Origin of the sequence: Bradyrhizobium zhengyangense (genome assembly GCF_022012555.1) — a bacterium.
In the GTDB taxonomy this organism is placed as follows: Bacteria; Pseudomonadota; Alphaproteobacteria; order Rhizobiales; family Xanthobacteraceae; genus Bradyrhizobium; species Bradyrhizobium zhengyangense.
The window spans coordinates 18,855-35,711 of sequence record NZ_JAKLTZ010000031.1 but is presented as its reverse complement, the minus strand read 5'-3'; the positions used below and the strand labels follow the sequence as shown (position 1 = coordinate 35,711).

Genomic DNA, 16,857 nt, shown 5'->3' with positions numbered 1-16,857 from the left:
TCCAGCCAGCATGGTGAATCAGAAACTAACTGATTTGGGAATCCCAAATCGATTCAGACTAAAACCATCCCGCTTTAACGGCGTGAATCGATAGGTTGTTCAGGCGAGCCTGGGCCAGATCCGGGCGAGCCGATCGGCAGCCCATTTGGCGCGGTGCCCGCCCCTGCATTACGTCTGGCTTGCGGGGTTGCAGGCAAGCCTCCCGGCGCGTTGGGGTCGGTGCTTTTCGTCGTGTTCGACGAGGCGCTGTTGCCTGTAGACGACTGGCTGACACCACCAGTCGTCGTCGACTGGTCGGTCCCGCCAGTTGTAGAGGATTGAGTTCCGGCTCCGCTCTGTCCGGTCGCACTCGAGGATCCGCCGTTGGCAGCGCCGGAACTACCCGACGAGCTACCAGCGCCCGCGCCGCCGGTGCCTCCACCACCACCTCCGCCCCCGCCTTGAGCTAATGCGCCGGATGAAAGTGCTAACCAGGCGACTGCGATGATTGTTGATGTCCGAACCATGCTGATTCCTTCCGATTTGAACAGGGCAATCATTGGCAGGTACGGGAAGTTCCTAATGAGATGCCGTTGGCCGCAAAGGATTTGCTTGTGGGCTGCGCACTGCGAGCAACGCGCTTTGGCCTCTCGCGGCGGTCCCGCATCCGATGCGTAGTTTTTGACGTGTAACCCAGTCCGGTCGCCCGTAATCTGCTCGACATAGTCTTCGATAACGTCGATCAGAGACGCGTGTAGCCGAGTGTTGGTTCTCGAAATGAAGTGGCGGCGTAACCGGTCTAGCTCGAAGAGTTCGACCTCGACCGACTTGGCACGCCATTCCTTGTTGATGCAGCGGCTGAGGCAGGATGGTCATCCGCGATAGAGCCACAAGCCGCCGCCATGGTTTGTTAACATCGCTGGCGCATCTCTTGCAACGAGATCACCGAAAAGGTGCCCGAACTGATCGTTGAAAAATAGAACATCAAACGAATTATTGTACATCAGAAATGCCCGTACAGCATAAACCTCGTTCCACGAATAGTTGCGTTCGATGACCCATTCCCTCGGGTATTCAAATGGGTAGTGGATGTCATGTATGTGGACAATAACGCCCTTTTTTAACCGCGGAAGTATTTCAAAGAGTTCAAAGTTGACGTCCGATCCGGTCTTTAGGACATGCGATGAATCGATAAAAAGAATGTCATTCTCATCGAGAACATCGAACATCTCGATGTCTGTCTCCTGCACCGGCTTGTTGATGATTTGAACGTGGCTCAAGTCAGATGGTTTCAACAAGCTCAGCAACAGCTCGGGAAAGGGCTCGATGAATGTACATTGGACTCCCGTGCTGAGATGCTGGTCGATGGTATCGAGCGCGCACGCCGAAGAATAGCCCGACCCAATCTCAATTAGGCGCTTTGGATTGAAGTAACGCAGCATGCAATATAGTACGGTTGCATCACCGGGGCCGAAATTCGGGTTATCGAAATAATATCGAAAGCTCGGTTGTGGCGTTGCTTTAAATGGCATCTCTGCCAAGAATGGGCGCCACTGGTCCCACAAATGGCGTTGCGCACTTTCATTCAACGCAATTCCCGGCAAAGCGACAGCCTGGGAAGGAGCTTGCGGGTCTCGATAATGTCGGGCGAGATCGTCCGCGTTGCAAATAGGAGAATAAAAATGCCCAGGCCTATAGGCTAGATGGGAGCCGGATAGAAAGCGTAAGTTAAGAAGTCGGGGTCCGATTATCGATTTGGTAATTTGCTTCGATAAGCTTGCAGCTCGTTTCCTATGCGAAAACGTCATATAGCTTCTCCTTATCACGCAGCTGACTGCACGAGACAGCTCGGCGCCCAAGTGAGGCCTGCTTTATTGGCGCCTTAAGCGAAGTCTGCGCCAGAAGAAAGCTAGATGCTAGTCGTAGGCTTGAGGATCTCCGCATCCCAAGGTGGCGGGCCGACTTTCTGGAGCAAAAGGCTTCCGGTATCGGCCGGCACGTCGTTCGGCACTCCGATCACCTGCCCCGACGACGCGAACACATTCGGCTCGAACACCGCGGCGCGCCGGCAATAGTCCAGAAATTGCTGGATGGCGCCGGTCTCGCCCTTAAGCACGCGCTTGAACAGGCCATGCAGGGTGGCCTCGTGAAGATGCATCTTCGTCCTCTTGCCCTTGCTCTTGACCTGCAACGGCTCATCGAGGAGGGCGGCGATGTCGACCTTAGTGCGCTCTGACGCCCTTGCGCTAGGCTGGCGCTGCGCGCCAAAGCGCGCATCCAACGGAAGTTTCTTGTAGCCGACCCGATAGGGTTCAGCTTCCAGTCTCTGTTTCGCCTCGCCGTCGGTTGGCATGATCTTGCTCCCAGGTCGGCGCTTCGGAGCAAGACTTTATCCTGAGAGGAACGTCCCAGATCAAAGCAAGCCGCGGCGACGGTTCAACACCACCGTTGCGAATAGTCATTGTTTGCCGGGGTTTCTGGGGCACGCGGCCAGCCCACAGGCTCGACCGCTGAAAGATATTTAGGAGCAAAATATCCTGTGGTTAAACATAAACTCGCGCTGCAGCGATGAGAGCCGGTTTCGTCCCCGTCGTCCTTGCGACCTTGCCGGCCGATTCTGAATGTTTCCCGGGGGACATACTCGCAAATGCCGCGGCACCGGGCGGGAATTTCGTGCAAGCGCCTCCATGTTTAAGGGCCATTTGCCGAGTTTGGCGCAATTCGGAGGGCAAAAATTTATGCACTTTGCCCGGTTATTTCCAGAAGACCAAACTGACGTCGCTCCGCGCGGTAAGTTCGAGAGAAGTAATTTGTTGAGGGAAGTGTTTCAAACAAAGATTTTATACGCATCATGACTACGATACGGGTCCCCACTGTTGAGTTGCAACGAAAACCGGCCCGCCGCCGTACGCGCGTTAGACGGCAGGCCGTTCCGGGTGGATGGTGCGAAGATCTCGCGCCACAGACCAGGTCAACAACATTTTTGTTTGAGTGGCGTTCCTACCTTGGAAACGGCGAGTAGATCAGAGTAACCGAGAAGACGTCCAATGCGGTCGTGGAGGTTCCCAAAATGAGGACGTCAGCCAAGCTGCACCTCCGTGATTTGCAAATCATTGAATTCCGCGCTGGGGATTTCGCATGCGTGGCGAATAGCTATTCTCTGAACCGTGGCGTCATCGTTCGATGGCACGAGCCTGAGAGGCATCCAGCCGACAACGGCGCATGTTGTCCAGTCGCATCCTGTGGGGTGAAAAAATCACCGTTCACCAAACCGATAGCAGTTCATCAAGTTTAGTGGACCAAGCAAGGATATTGAGCTAGGATTTGCATATCATCGCTCGGCTCCCGGCATTTTCGGTGACTGAGGGCAGATTACGCTCTCGCCTCATTAGTTGAGAGTGTCGCCCATGAGCATCCGGGGAATTATGTTTGCGTGCTTGGTTTTGTCCTTTCCGAGCAACGCGAAAGCTCAGTTTGATATTATTGCGCCGGAACTCGCGTCTAAAGCGGACATGGCCTGTGCTTCGATAACAGGCTACGCACTGACTCGATCGGAAGATAAAATCGTCCCGCTGCTCAAGCTATGCAGTGAAAACCCACACAAGAACGTGTGCGACATCACAGTTTCGTTGATGAAAGATCTTCACGGGGGAAGAGGAGGGACCTATGGGCTTATGTGCAGCGGTGGGTTGGACAACTGACAGCAGCGCCCTGTCGCATGTGCTGGCAGCAGAATGCCAAATTCGAAGCCATCTAGCGTGAGCCTTTGACGTCGGCGGTTGGATTCACGCCACCTCTTCACTTATTCCTTAGGAGCAAATGGCGGTCTTCAACCTGGAGGGCCTCATGCGGCCATACCAGTAGCCAGGCCGGGGGAGCTTCGAGATAAGCAGCGTCAGTCATGAGCCGACGCCGCCTTTAGTGTCCCCGAGCGGCGCAGATTAATTCCAGACGAGCCTCGAACCTAATGCTGCGCTTGCCTGCAACAGCCGTGCCCTCGAGGATTCAGCCCTTCGCATCGCATGTCCCCGCAAAACCAATTCCGATCTCGCCCGCCAAATACCGGGTCTTCACCTCGCGCTGGCGGAGGGCGCGTCGGGGTTCGACTGCGCAAGCCCACGAGATAGATGGGCCAAACATGCGCGCTCGATAAGATGTCCAAGATACAGACAGCAGCTGCTCTGAAACCTGCCTAGCTCGACTTGCCCTTGCGGCGGTCGCGCCGGAAGGCGGTACGGCTCCAGTGCCGGTCGGTCGACTTGTATCTGACGGGGCAGTGGATGCCGATCACGCGTTGGAGATGGCCGAGGTCGAGCACCTGGGTCCGCCGAAGAAGTCCACCCGGACGTCCGCTTGCCCACTCCAGAGCGAAGGCTCGGGTCAACAGGCCCGGGCCGGTTGAAAGCCAGACCAGATCGGTATCGCCGCGGTTCATGGCCGCCGTGCCCAAGTCGAGGGCGCGAACGATGACAGGATGCTCTGGCGTCACAGCGATGAAATTGTTGCCGATCGAACCGTAGTTCTCCTGGTGAACGGCCAGTGTTGCTTCCGGATGAAGATAGCTGTCGATCGGTGCAAGGCATCGGTCGTCGGCATCGGCATAGATGCCGCCGCGCGCCGCAAGCCAGGCGAGGCGGAACAGATCGGCCTGTTGAGCCGGCACGACGGCGCGATCGTAGGCACGAAGGACCTGCACACCGAATTCACGCCTCAAGAATTCCCGCGCGCTGTCGTTATCGAAACAGGTCCAGCGGTGATTGGGGTTGAGCTCCCGCCACGATGCCATGAGCCCGGTGACGTCGTCTGGCGGATCCCGATCCCAGAATTGGACGATGTGCCGCGGGATCGGACTCTCGGCTCGCGGGTCCGACGATGGCGATACAGCGAACTGGCCGTTCTGGCGGAGCGCAATCGCCAGGAGCATGGCGGCCGGCGTGTAGTCCGGATAGCCCGCGAGCATCGCGCGCAATCGGCCGAACCGCGCTGCGGCATCGCCGGACATGATGCCTTGCAATTCCGCCAGGGCATCGGCATCCAGCACAAACTCGTCGAGCAATTGCCCGACATGATTTTGCGACGGGCTGAGAGACTGGCCCTTGAGGAGAAGCGAGGATCGGCTGACACGAATGAAGTTCGCGAGCGCCTTGCGCGATGTATCGATGTCGAGGCTCATCAATGCCGCGCGCGCGAGTTCGAAATGGGCCCATGCATCGCCGGGATTGAGGCCAATCGCCTCCTGATAGGCGGGGATCGCCTCGCCGTAGGCGAACCTGGCTTCCGCAAGCTGTCCGCGAAGCAATTCGACCCGCGCATGGTCGGTCACGCTCGAGGCGGGGGTCGCGCCATTAAGCTCCTGCTCGGCCAGGGCATAGTCGCCGGTCATCGTCGCGATCTGGACCTTGTGCGACCAAAGCCAGAAATTCGGGCGGGGGGCCTCGGCCATGGCCTGATCGATGGTCTGTTGCGCCCGGGTCCATTCCCGCAGTTGACGCAGCAGCTCGATTTCCATGCCGGCCATCTCGGGATGCGATCCGAGCCGCTCCCGCGCTTCCATGATCATCCGGAAGGCGTCATCGCGCAAACCCGTCTCGAAGGCAGCCCGGGCACCGCCGAGCCACGCCCAGACATTCGTCGGGTGGGCGGCGGCGGCGCGCCGATAGAGGCCAAGCGCTGCTTCCGCATCGTCGCTCTGCATGGCGAGTTCGGCGAGCGCGACCAGCGCGCCGACGTGTTCGGTCTCGGTGGCAAGAGCCTTGTCGAGCCACTGCTTTGCAAGCTGCGGGCGGCCAAGTGCACGCTCTTCAGCCGCCGCTTCCACCATCGCCTGGGCGTTGTCAGGGTGATAGGAGATGAGCTGCTCGAACACCGCCAACGCGTCGGCCCGACGGTCCTGCCGGCGCAGCAGCTGCCCGCGTTGCATGAGGGCGCGTGCTTCCGTCGGAGCCGAGGCCAGCACCCGGTCGATCACCCCTGCGCATTCGTCCAGCCGGCCGAGGTCCCTAAGTTCAACGGCGATGTCGAGCAGCCGAATCTCGTTGGCCGGCTCGGCATCGGCTGCCCGCCTGAACGATGCGAGTGCTGCATCGCGATTGCCCTGGCGTCGATGGATGTTGCCGAGCGCCGCGTGGCTATCGGCGTGATCGGGTTGGCTGGCGATCACTTCCGCGAATAACGCGGCTGCTTCATCCAACCGGTATTGAGAATCCAGCAGATGACCAAGCGCCACGCGGGCGCCGCCATGGCCTGGCTGTGCGGCGAGCACCTCCCGCAGCGCCGTCTCGGCCGGCTCCAGCTGACCCAGACGGCGAATTGCGTAGCTGAGGCCGACCAGGGCCGACGCATTGCCCGGCGCGCGCCTGAGCGCTTCTCGAAAGCGCTCCGCCGAATCGGCGGGTCGACCGAGCTTAAGAAGGACGTGGCCGGCCTCAATGGAGCCATTGGGGTGTGCCAAATCGTCTTGCGCTGCCGCATCAAACGCGGCAAGTGCTTCTTCGCTGCGCCCGGCGCTTCGCAATGCGTAACCCAGTCCCAGATGCAGCTCTCGCGATGCCGGCCAAAGCTCGAGCGCCTCGCGATACTGCAGCACGGCGTCGTCGAAGCGTCCAAGATTGCGCAGCGAGTTGCAGATCTCGAGCCGAATATAGAGTGCCTTTGGGTCGGCCTCGCGCGCGCGGTTGAAACAGCCGAGGGAAGCCTCATGGTTGCCGCGGTCGCGTTCGATGATGCCGAGCGCGTGCAGCGATCCGGCATGGGTGGGCTGCAAATCCACCGCGCGCCGGAATGCATCCGCGGCGAGGTCGGGCTTGGCAGTCTTCCGATGCAGCCAGCCCAGCGCGACCCAGGCGCTGGCATTTGCAGGTTCACGCTCGACGACCGCGTCCAGCACTTCGAGCGCTTCATCGAGGGCCTCGATGTCACGAAGAATATGACCTAGCTCTATGCGATAGGTCGTGTTGTTTGGATCAACCGCAACGAGTTTTCGAAACGCCTCTGCCGCCTCGAGATTGCGCCCGGTTTGCTTCAGCAGACGCGCAAACGCGGAAAGATGTCCCGGATTTGACGGCTCCTGTCCGACGACGTCCTGCAACAGAGCAATCGCGTCGTCGGCTCGATTCGTCTCGCGAAGTATGTTCGCAGCTTCGGTCTTCGCGGCGGTGCTGGTGGGAGCGGTCTTTGCGGCCGACAGGAAGGCCTCAAGCGCCTGGTCGTTGCGACCGAGCGACTTCAAGGTATAGCCGAGCCCCATGGACGCGCCCGCGTGACTCGGCTCGAGCTCAAGTACGCGCTGAAAGCAGCGCTCGGCCTCTTCGAGGTCGCGCAGATGCCGAAAGGTGTGACCGAGACCGATCAGACCTGCCTTGTTATCCGCTTCGAGTTCAAGACCGCGTTCGAAGGCGACCCTTGCCTCTGGGATTTGGACCAGATGAAGATGATCATAACCGCATTCGATTGCAGCAGTTGCGTTCGAAGGATCAGCCTCGGTAGCTTGCGCGAACAGTGCAAGCGATCCGACACGATTATTGTCTTTCCGGAGTTGGCGGCCTTGCTCGATCAGGCTCCGCGCGGATTCGGCAGCTGAAGGCGTGGGAGGCCCCGGAAGCTGCTCGGTTGTCTCGCTGTTTTGGATAGGTGCTTGCATTGAGCAAATTGGGGGAGCTGGTCCGATAATGGCCGACAGATCACGGTATTTAGCACGGTCTTATCTCAGCAAAAATGGACCCGCATCTGAAGGGTTAATCTCGGCCCAAATGCGGTCTCTTGCCGCCTCAAACGTGCATAACCCAGTTGTATCTTGAAGGGAATAATTGGCATTTATCTACTGTGGGATACTGGACTGGCAGCCATTTTCATTAAAGCGCGGATTGGGCGGGCGAGAATGTCGACAACATTGGGGATCATTGTTCCCTATCGCGACCGGGCGGAACACCTGGCCGCTTTCGTTCCGCATTTGCAGGCCTTCTTTGACCGTGATCCGATTTGCTCAGCCGTTACCGTTCGGGTCATGGTTTCGGAGCAGGCCGGCGATCTTCCGTTCAATCGCGGCTTCGTTAACAACGCAGGATTTCAGGCACTGGCGCCGGATGTGGATTATATCTGTTTCCATGACGTAGACCTGCTGCCGGAACAGGCCGACTATCGTCGGTCAGAGCGGCCGGCCATGGTGATATCGGACGGACTTCACGCCAGCTTCACTCCTGAATTCATTCGACAGCTTTTTAGCGCTGTCGTTTTAATGGACAAGGCACATTTTAGCGCGGCGAACGGGTTTTCGAATGACTATTGGGGATGGGGTTTCGAAGATGTTGACCTTCGAGAGCGGCTCTTGCGTGCTGGTTGCACCATAGAGCACCGGTCAGGTCGCTTCCGGCGACTGCCCCATACTGACGCTGGGAGCCTTCCGGACGGAAAGCCCACGCCAGCACATGTGAAGAACAGATCTCGCTACCTGGATCTCTGGCTTGAGCAAGTGGCGCAAGGGTTCATTCGCAAGCGCAAGATCGACGACTTCTGGCAGCGTGACGGATTATCGAACCTGACAAGCGTTCAGAAAATACATGCGCGACGTCAATTGGAGCGAAGCGGCAACATTGTCGTTGAGCACATCCTCGTTGAGCCGCTTCATCGGCCGCAAACGTCTGACGCTTAAAGCCTGGCGTGTGGCTGAAGCCGAACGTCTACTGCTTGATGCCCACGCGCTTGGCCGTGTATCCCCGCTCCAGAATGGCCGTCCACCACGGCTTCTGATCGAGATACCAACGCACCGTCTTCTCGATCCCGCTTTCGAAAGTCTCTTCCGCCCGCCAACCGAGTTCGCGCTCCAGCTTTGAAGCGTCGATGGCATAGCGCCGATCGTGCCCGGGGCGGTCAGTGACGAATGAAATAAGGCGGCGGCGCGAGCCTTCGGCTGTCGGTGCCATGCCATCCAGCAAATCGCAGATTGTCTGCACGACTTGCAGGTTCGTTCGCTCATTGCGGCCGCCAACATTGTATGTCTCGCCAATCGCACCCCGTTCGAGCACGGTGGTCAGCGCCTTGGCGTGGTCTTCGACGTAAAGCCAGTCCCGGATATTTGTGCCATCGCCATAGACCGGCAAGGATTCGCCCGCGAGGCCCTTGATGATCATGTGCGGGATCAGCTTCTCCGGGAAGTGATATGGCCCGTAATTGTTCGAGCAGTTCGTCACCATGGTGGGCAGATCGTAGGTCTCCCGCCAGGCACGCACGAGATGGTCGGACGACGCCTTGCTGGCCGAGTAGGGGGAGTTCGGTGCGTAGGCCGTGGTCTCCGTGAAGAGCCCCTCATCACCAAGCGAACCGAAGACTTCATCGGTCGAGATGTGGAGGAAGCGGAATGCCTCACGTTTCTCCGCAGACAAAGTTCGCCAGTGGCGGAGAGCTTCCTGCAGGATCGTGAAGGTGCCGACGATGTTGGTTTGGACAAACTCGCCGGGCCCATCGATCGAGCGATCGACGTGGCTCTCCGCGGCAAGGTTCATCACCGCGTCAGGTTGATACTTCTCGAACAATTTGCGAAGCGAGGCGCCTTCACAAATACACTGCTTTTCGAATTGGTAGTGCGGGTTGCCTTCGGCGCCTGGCAAGGACTCCAGATTTGCCGCATAGGTAAGCTTGTCGATGTTGACAACGCGCGCGTGGGTATCGCGCAGCAGGTGCCGTACCACGGCGGAACCGATGAAGCCTGCGCCGCCGGTGACGAAGATCGTTGAACCTTTGAAGCGCATCTGGAGCGTCCTCCGCGATTAAAACTATTGTTTGAAGGAGCGGGCGACCGATTGCAAGTACTCGCCGTAGCTGCTTTTGGCCGTCTTCTCTGCCACCTTCTCGAAGGCTTCCAAGGAGATGTACCCCTGTCGCAAGGCAATTTCCTCGGGGCAGGCAACGCGCAGGCTCTGGCGTTGCTCCAGGATCTGCACGAAGTGGCTGGCTTCGACGAGCGAGGCATGCGTGCCCGTATCGAGCCAGGCAAAGCCGCGGCCAAGCACTTCGACGTAAAGGTCGCCGCGCTCAAGATAGGCTCGATTGACGTCGGTAATTTCGATCTCGCCACGCGCCGACGGTTTTACGTTGGCCGCAATATTGAGTACGTCGTTGTCGTAAAAATATAGCCCTGTGACTGCGACGTTGGATTTCGGTTGTTTGGGCTTCTCCTCGATCGACAGAGCGCGGCCTGTCGAATCCAATTCGACAACGCCATATTGCTCCGGCGTATTCACATAGTAGCCAAACACAGTTGCGCCTTTTTTGCGCGCGCCGGCATTGGCGAGCATCTCTGGCAAGCCATGACCGTAGAAAATATTGTCACCCAGGATCAGGGCGACTGAATCTTGACCAACGAAATCGCGTCCTACGACGAACGCATCGGCCAATCCGCGCGGCGTTTCCTGGCTTTCGTAAGAGAAGCGAAGGCCGATGTCGGATCCGTCACCGAGCAGGCGCTGGAACAGCGGCTTGTCCTGAGGGGTCGAGATGATCAGAATGTCGCGAATCCCCGCCAGCATCAGCGTGGAAAGGGGGTAGTAGATCATCGGTTTGTCAAATACCGGAAGCAGTTGCTTGGATACAACGGTGGTCACGGGGTATAGGCGCGAGCCAGTTCCACCGGCGAGAATGATGCCTTTCATGGCTCCTCACAAATTTACCAATCAATACGTATCAGATGGAATGCGCTGCACAAGTTCGCTATAGATCTAGAGTAAATGAGATGCGTCCCCAGTCCCCGTATACCATATGAATGTTATCGCAACTGCCCTTCCCGAGGTTCTGATCGTTGAGCCCAAGCTGTTTGGCGACCAGCGTGGCTTCTTCCTCGAAACATATCAGCTTGGCCGATATGTCGAGCACGGCATTAGCCGCCCGTTCGTGCAGGATAACATGTCGCGATCATCCTATGGGGTGCTTCGTGGCTTGCATCTGCAAAATCCCTCGACGCAAGGCAAGCTCGTCAGCGTCATGCGCGGCAAGGTGCTGGATGTGGCCGTAGACGTTCGTGTCGGCAGTCCAAATTTCGGGCGGCACGTGGCCGTCGAGCTCAGCGAGGAAAACCGTCGGCAATTGTGGGTCCCTCGAGGCTTCGCACACGGCTTCGCTGTGCTGTCGGAGACGGCCGACTTCTTCTACAAGTGCGATGAACTTTACAGCCCGAAGAACGAGCTCGTCGTCCGATGGAACGACCCCGCCATTGGGATCAATTGGGGCGTTCCCAATCCTTCATTGGCGCAGCGTGATGCAGAAGCGCCGCTTCTTGCCGAGGTGAAGAATTTGCCGAGGTATGGGCAAGTCTGATGCGAATTCTCTTAACCGGGACGAGCGGGCAGGTCGGAGGCGCGCTTTTGCCTCTGTTGGGTGAGACCCACACTGTGTTGTCTCCTCAGCGTGCTGAACTCGATCTTTTGCAACCGGCGACGATTTCGGCTGTGTTGGATCGCCTCGCACCGGACCTCATTGTCAATCCGGCGGCGTATACGGCGGTTGATCGCGCCGAAGACGAGCCGGAACTCGCATTGCGTGTCAACGCAGTCGCCCCCGCGGCAATGTCGACTTGGGCCGCCAAGCGCAACATTCCATTGATCCACTTTTCGACGGACTATGTCTTCGACGGCTCAGGTGAACGCCCCTGGCGCGAGGACGACGAATGCGCACCGCTCTCAAGCTATGGCCGAAGCAAATTGGAGGGTGAGCGGGCGATCCAGGCATCAGGCGTACCCCATCTGATCGTGCGGACGTCCTGGGTCTACGCCGCGCAGGGGACGAATTTCCTTCGTACGATGGCGCGCTTGGCGCGCGAGCGTGAGGAATTGCGGGTGGTCGCTGACCAGTTCGGCGCCCCAACGGCTGCGCCTTCGATCGCCGAGGCGACTTCGCACATCATTAATCGGCGCCAAAATGCTGAGGATCTGGTGAGAGATTTCGCTGCGGCCGATGGGCTAGTTCATTTGGCCAACGCCGGCACGACGACCTGGCACGGTTTTGCGACCTCTATTGTTGAGGGTCTCAAGGTCCGAGGGCAGGCCGTCAAGGCCGTAACGATCCAGGCAATCTCGACCAGCGATTTTCCAACCAAGGCAGTTAGACCGACCAACTCGCGTCTGGACGCATCAAGGCTACGCCACGCCTTCGGTGTTTCGATGCCAGGCTGGAACCAAGCCTTGCAGCGTGAGCTCGATCTGTTGATTCAGCCTGGTTAATTGCCTGTTGCGTTAGAAGTGGCTGTAACGGGCGCTATCGGCCACGGGTGAAGCCTCCAGCTATGGTCGCTCCAAGAGCGTGCCTGATGGGCTCCAACGTTGGCGCCTGAAAAGTTGCAAGGCTTCCAAACCGAACCGCAGTTGCGGTCGGCAGCCACAAGCTTCATGTCGAAGACCGCGCGTTAATTGGCTCACGAGGGCGGGATAATTCCGGTCGACTTGCCGCCGTTCGACTTCACTCCGCTCGTTCAGAGTACGTAGATACCGAACCCCGTCGATACGGTCCCACTCGGACGGATCTGATGCGCTCGCGTGATCGCCGAGCGTCGGCTGATAGCGGGCCCCTGCGACGGCCCTTCGTGAGTAGTGGAAAAATCGTAAAACGCGTGTTTGCAAAACATCTCAAGTTACAATCATTTTGTTTCACCGTATATCAACGGGAGTTTCAATTCGGTATGAGGACGTGGGGCTAGAGTAAATATTGGACGTCGAGGGTTTCTAAGATGACGACGAAAACGAGTGAAGAATTTAATTACGCGTACCAGTTGGTAAAAACTGGCGGGACTTACAAACTGGTCGATTCCAATACTAACTCCCCGGGCGTCGACCCGGTCGCAATCGGCGTGAAGGCTATTGACCAGTCTGGTGACGATCCCCTCAGCCACGGGGACAAGGTTAAAATTAAAGACGTTGCGAGCGGAAATCTCAGCAACGGGAATAAATATACTTTTGTTGGCACAGCCGACCTGTCCGGCCATACCGGCATCATCATCCAGGACAACCAAGGCAACTACTTCTTCCTCACCGACACGGCTTATAGTGGCAATTTAAATGGCCAACACGGCAGGTTGACCAACGTCGACACAAGTGCCGAGGTCACCTTCTGCTTCATGGCCGGCACCATGGTGCATACGCCCGGCGGCGAGGTTGCCGTTGAGACGTTGCAGCGGGGCGATCTGGTGCTCACCCATGACGGGCGTGCCGTTGCGGTTGATTGGCTCGGCAAGCAGACGGTCTCGCTCAGGTTCGCCGATCGAGGACGCGTCCTTCCAATCCGGATTCGCGAGGGAGCACTTGGAGAACACGTTCCTGCGCGTGATCTTCTGGTGTCGCCGGACCATGCGGTGTTGGTCGATGGCGCATTGATCCAGGCTGGAGCGCTCGTCAATGGCTCCTCAATTTGCCAAGAAACCGACGTCCCGATGGTCTTCACCTACTACCATGTTGAGGTGGACGACCATTCTCTGATCCTGGCAGAGAACACGCCTGCTGAGACGTTCATCGACAACGTCGACCGCCTGGGCTTCGACAATTGGGCCGAGCATCAAGCGCTGTATCCGGACGGCAAGCCGGTGAAGGAATTGCCGTATCCGCGAGCAAAGTCGCATCGTCAGGTGCCTGTCAGGATCCGCGTAATGCTCGCTGCGAGAGCGCAGTCGATGAGAATGACGACTGTTGAGCAGTCGGTCGCCTGATTGAGCGACTTGGTCGTTGCCTGAGCGGCCACCGGGCGTTGAAGTTCGCTTCATCGTCGCAGGTGGCCGCTCTGATTCTTTGTGCAGTTAACTCGGTTGATGGTGCAGGAGCCGAACGCCGTGATTATGCAGCGTTGATCTGTGCGAGCCATTTGCTCAGTGAATTCTCCCCACCTCCTTCGGCCTTGAGAACGTTATCTGCAGGCCCTCTGGCGGCTCTCTTCCGCGCCTGGCGGGGTGTTATTCCATAGGTGCTTTGAAAGAGGCGGTTAAAGCTGCTGACGTTCTTAAAGCCCAGGCCGTAGGCAATTTGTCCAATTCGCCGGTCGGAATGTTCGATCGCGGCAATCTGCTGGTAGGCGTGATCCAGCCGTGCCTTGCGGATGTATCCCGCAACGCCGCCGATCGGTTCGAACAGCCGATAGAGCGTAGCCCGGGACAAGCCAAATGTCTTCGCGATTGAATTTGCGTCTAATGTCGCTGATCTCAAGTTTCGATCGATATATCGTCGGATCGTTATGACGGGCGCGGAGGGAGACGCCGATATCAGGGGCTTCGCTGCCTCCAAGCGGGGCACAATCGCGCGAGCGACAAGTTCGACAAGGCCGCTTGCTGCCGCGTCGACCTCGCTCTGGGGCACTTTAGCTGCGATTTCAGCGAGTGAATTCAGGGCGGCGCCAATGACCGATGCCGCTGCAGACGACTTCTTCAGTACCAGGCCATGCAATGCGGTCTCGTCGCCAATCGATGTAAGAAACCGGCGCCGCGAAACCCAGAGGGTAAGCTCGCCCGTCGGCTCGCCATGTACCGATATCTGACGAGTCATGGTCTGCGACATGTCAGAGATGAATACATCGCCCGCTTCGGCGACCATGTCGATTGAACCCGAGATTCCTGCGGTCGTACCAGAGGTCACCAGAGTGATCGAGAACTGATCCAGCTTGGAGCGAGAGATTGTGTCCAATGTCCGTAGCAGGGTTATTTTTGAAGCCGAAGTCTTTGTCAGGACATAGTGACTGGTTGCCAAGGCGGCGAAAGCGCCCGCGAAGCTGGCCATCTCGGGTGGTTCGGCTGCAATGTCAAAGACTGCTCCTACAAGTTGTCGCCACGCGGCGAGAGGAATCGTTCGCTCCTCGCGGGGCCATTCGATCCGATAGGAATGTGTGGGAGTTTTCATGCCCTAACCGCAAGCGAAACTGGTGAAAATCATCTCACTATAATTGCATTTTGTTCCATTTTACCATATTATGTCTCATAAAGTTTGCGGGTAGTTTAATTGTTTGATTCCGCGATTGATGGGATTTTCTGGGATTGGTAAGCAAAAATCTACGCTCTGTTAATTGATTGTTGGTGCGAAATTAACGCGCTGTAGTTTTTGGAGATTTAAATGGCGACATTTACCGCAACGACGGCTGTTCAGACGCTGAACGGAACCACTTCCGCCGACACTTTTGTGTTCGCTACAGGGACAGCCCAGGCCGGCGACGTCGTCAACGGAGGTAACGGTACCGACACGATCGCCCTCGGCTCCAGTAACGAGACGATCGACCTTTCTGGCGTCACGCTCTCCAGCATCGAGAATATCACGCAGTCAGCGAACAGCAGCAGCGATACCGTCACGATCACCGCGCAGCAGCTCGCGGCACTTTCCAGCGTCAATCTGGGATCCGGCACTGATACCGATACGCTAAATATCAATGTTAGCGGTGCAGTTGACATTTCCGGCGGTACCTCCGCGACCCTGTCGAGCATTGACATCATCAATATCAATGGCACGACCGGCGCCGACACGCTCACGTTGACCGGTGCGCAGCTAAACAACATTCTGAGTGCGCCCGGCACCTCTGCCAACATTAATCTTGGCAGCGGTACCGACACCCTTGTTTTGAAATCAACTTCGACACAGCTCAATTCGCTCGGGAATACCAACCTCACGGGTGTCGAGAACATCTCCACCGTTGGGGCGACGAGTGCCGTAAGTCTGTCGCTGGCCAATCAAACCGAAGGGTTCACGATTACAAGCGGAACGCTCGGCGATTCGCTGACGGGCGGATCGGGTAACGACACGTTCGTGTTGAGCGTCGATAACGCACGCGACGTCCTGAATGGCGGTTCCGGAACGGATACGGCCGACTACTCGAATTATACGGCTGGCCTCACCGTCACGTTGAATACGTCGACTGCTGCCGTTGTTACGGGCTCCGGGTCGACCACAACCTTGTCGGACACGATCGCCAATATCGAGAACTTCATCGGTGGTTCTGGCAACGACACGATCAACGGCGATAGCGCGGCCAATGCGCTGACCGGCGGCGCCGGGAGCGACACGCTCAATGGCAATGGTGGCAACGATACGTTGACCGGCGGAGCTGGTAACGACATCATCCACGGCGGAACGGGTAGCGACACCGCTGTCTTCAGCGGCAATCGTTCCGACTACACTGTCACCTACAGTGCTGCGGGTCATTTCTTCACTGTGACGGACAATCGCGCGGGCTCTCCCGACGGTACGGACACAATTTATTGGAACGGTTCGAACACGGCCAGCAATGACTCTGTGGAGTATTTGAGCTTCGCAGATCCGGCAAATGCGCAGGTCGTTATCTGCTTCATGGCCGGCACGATGGTCCGTATCCCGAGCGGCGAAGTCGCCGTTGAAAGCCTGAAGCGCGGCGATCTGGTTGCCACTCACGATGGTCGGATGATGCCCGTCACCTGGCTCGGCCGGCAGACGGTTTCGACCGTGTTTGGTGATCCCCTCCGCGTGCTGCCGGTTCGCATCAAGGCGAGTGCCTTGGGGCACAACATCCCTGCGCGCGACCTCCTGATCTCCCCCGATCACGCGATCCTGGTCGATGGTGCGTTGATCCAGGCAGGTGCCTTGGTGAACGGAAGCTCGATCACACGCGAGAACAACGTTCCTCAGGTCTTCACCTACTATCACGTTGAACTCGATGATCATTCGCTCGTTCTGGCAGAGAACACGCCGGCCGAAACGTTCGTCGACAACGTCGATCGTCTTGCCTTCGACAACTGGGCTGAGCATCAGGCGCTCTACCCGGAGGGTAAGGTGATTGAGGAGCTGCCCTATCCCCGTGCCAAGGCTCATCGGCAGGTTCCGGTCGCCATTCGCGTGAGGCTCGCGGCGGTCGCCCAGGAGCTCGGCTACCATGCGTCCGAGGCCGACGTGGCCTAAC

At 58.0% G+C, this 16,857-nt stretch carries 13 protein-coding genes; 7 read left to right on the top strand and 6 right to left on the bottom strand.

What is annotated here, in order from left to right; translation table 11 throughout:
- Nucleotides 1-851: 851 nt before the first annotated feature.
- Nucleotides 852-1,568 carry a class I SAM-dependent methyltransferase gene (locus tag L6639_RS40950; protein WP_237867089.1) on the bottom strand — a complete coding sequence of 239 codons (717 nt, stop codon included), beginning with the start codon at nt 1,566-1,568 and terminating at the stop codon, nt 852-854.
- A gap of 320 nt (nt 1,569-1,888) precedes the next feature.
- Entirely contained in the window at nt 1,889-2,332 is a 444-nt protein-coding gene (locus tag L6639_RS40945; protein ID WP_237867088.1) for a hypothetical protein, read from the bottom strand.
- Between the two features lie 1,054 nt (nt 2,333-3,386).
- Here L6639_RS40945 and L6639_RS40940 point away from each other — a divergent pair.
- Complete coding sequence (locus L6639_RS40940) at nt 3,387-3,680, top strand: hypothetical protein (protein ID WP_237867086.1); 294 nt, start codon at nt 3,387-3,389, stop codon at nt 3,678-3,680.
- 491 nt (nt 3,681-4,171) lie between these two features.
- On the opposite strand, the gene L6639_RS40935 is transcribed toward L6639_RS40940, so the two are convergent.
- Nucleotides 4,172-7,300, bottom strand: a complete 3,129-nt coding sequence (locus L6639_RS40935; protein WP_377819223.1) for a tetratricopeptide repeat protein — start codon at nt 7,298-7,300, stop codon at nt 4,172-4,174.
- Between L6639_RS40935 and L6639_RS40930 the strand changes: the two genes are divergently transcribed.
- Both L6639_RS40930 and L6639_RS40925 read left to right on the top strand, forming a co-directional pair.
- Nucleotides 7,238-7,558 carry a hypothetical protein gene (locus L6639_RS40930; RefSeq protein WP_237867083.1) on the top strand — a complete coding sequence of 107 codons (321 nt, stop codon included), beginning with the start codon at nt 7,238-7,240 and terminating at the stop codon, nt 7,556-7,558. The two genes, L6639_RS40935 and L6639_RS40930, sit on opposite strands and share 63 nt — an antisense overlap.
- 297 nt (nt 7,559-7,855) lie before the next feature.
- Nucleotides 7,856-8,626 (top strand): galactosyltransferase-related protein, encoded by a 771-nt coding sequence (locus L6639_RS40925; protein ID WP_237867082.1) that lies wholly within the window; start codon nt 7,856-7,858, stop codon nt 8,624-8,626.
- A 28-nt stretch (nt 8,627-8,654) separates the two neighbouring features.
- Here the strand turns inward: L6639_RS40925 and rfbB are convergent, their stop codons facing one another.
- Together rfbB and rfbA are read right to left on the bottom strand one after the other, a co-directional pair.
- Nucleotides 8,655-9,722, bottom strand: a complete 1,068-nt coding sequence (rfbB, locus tag L6639_RS40920; protein WP_237867081.1) for a dTDP-glucose 4,6-dehydratase — start codon at nt 9,720-9,722, stop codon at nt 8,655-8,657.
- Nucleotides 9,723-9,746: 24 nt separating this feature from the next.
- Nucleotides 9,747-10,622 carry a glucose-1-phosphate thymidylyltransferase RfbA gene (gene rfbA, locus L6639_RS40915; RefSeq protein WP_237867080.1) on the bottom strand — a complete coding sequence of 292 codons (876 nt, stop codon included), beginning with the start codon at nt 10,620-10,622 and terminating at the stop codon, nt 9,747-9,749.
- A gap of 106 nt (nt 10,623-10,728) precedes the next feature.
- Here rfbA and rfbC point away from each other — a divergent pair, with 106 nt between their 5' ends.
- From rfbC to L6639_RS40900, 3 genes are all read left to right on the top strand, one after another.
- Nucleotides 10,729-11,283, top strand: a complete 555-nt coding sequence (gene rfbC, locus L6639_RS40910; protein ID WP_237867079.1) for a dTDP-4-dehydrorhamnose 3,5-epimerase — start codon at nt 10,729-10,731, stop codon at nt 11,281-11,283.
- A complete protein-coding gene (gene rfbD, locus L6639_RS40905; RefSeq protein WP_237867078.1) occupies nt 11,283-12,185 on the top strand; it encodes a dTDP-4-dehydrorhamnose reductase in 903 nt (300 codons plus the stop codon). The genes rfbC and rfbD overlap by 1 nt, the downstream gene beginning before the upstream one ends.
- 503 nt (nt 12,186-12,688) lie before the next feature.
- Nucleotides 12,689-13,660 (top strand): Hint domain-containing protein, encoded by a 972-nt coding sequence (locus tag L6639_RS40900; protein ID WP_237867077.1) that lies wholly within the window; start codon nt 12,689-12,691, stop codon nt 13,658-13,660.
- Between the two features lie 124 nt (nt 13,661-13,784).
- On the opposite strand, the gene L6639_RS40895 is transcribed toward L6639_RS40900, so the two are convergent.
- Complete coding sequence (locus L6639_RS40895) at nt 13,785-14,717, bottom strand: helix-turn-helix transcriptional regulator (protein ID WP_237867076.1); 933 nt, start codon at nt 14,715-14,717, stop codon at nt 13,785-13,787.
- Nucleotides 14,718-15,047: 330 nt separating this feature from the next.
- On the opposite strand from L6639_RS40895, the gene L6639_RS40890 reads away from it, so the two are divergent.
- On the top strand, nt 15,048-16,856 hold the full coding sequence (locus L6639_RS40890; protein ID WP_237867075.1) for a Hint domain-containing protein: 1,809 nt from the start codon (nt 15,048-15,050) through the stop codon (nt 16,854-16,856).
- Nucleotide 16,857 lies beyond the last annotated feature (1 nt).

What these genes read in the sequence shown, in the direction of transcription:
- L6639_RS40945 (WP_237867088.1), bottom strand. Translation starts at nt 2,332, where the DNA reads ATGCCAACCGACGGCGAGGCGAAACAGAGACTGGAAGCTGAACCCTAT.
- L6639_RS40940 (WP_237867086.1), top strand. Translation starts at nt 3,387, where the DNA reads ATGAGCATCCGGGGAATTATGTTTGCGTGCTTGGTTTTGTCCTTTCCG.
- L6639_RS40925 (WP_237867082.1), top strand. Translation starts at nt 7,856, where the DNA reads ATGTCGACAACATTGGGGATCATTGTTCCCTATCGCGACCGGGCGGAA.
- rfbB (WP_237867081.1), bottom strand. Translation starts at nt 9,722, where the DNA reads ATGCGCTTCAAAGGTTCAACGATCTTCGTCACCGGCGGCGCAGGCTTC.
- rfbA (WP_237867080.1), bottom strand. Translation starts at nt 10,622, where the DNA reads ATGAAAGGCATCATTCTCGCCGGTGGAACTGGCTCGCGCCTATACCCC.
- rfbC (WP_237867079.1), top strand. Translation starts at nt 10,729, where the DNA reads ATGAATGTTATCGCAACTGCCCTTCCCGAGGTTCTGATCGTTGAGCCC.
- rfbD (WP_237867078.1), top strand. Translation starts at nt 11,283, where the DNA reads ATGCGAATTCTCTTAACCGGGACGAGCGGGCAGGTCGGAGGCGCGCTT.
- L6639_RS40900 (WP_237867077.1), top strand. Translation starts at nt 12,689, where the DNA reads ATGACGACGAAAACGAGTGAAGAATTTAATTACGCGTACCAGTTGGTA.
- L6639_RS40895 (WP_237867076.1), bottom strand. Translation starts at nt 14,717, where the DNA reads ATGGCCAGCTTCGCGGGCGCTTTCGCCGCCTTGGCAACCAGTCACTAT.
- L6639_RS40890 (WP_237867075.1), top strand. Translation starts at nt 15,048, where the DNA reads ATGGCGACATTTACCGCAACGACGGCTGTTCAGACGCTGAACGGAACC.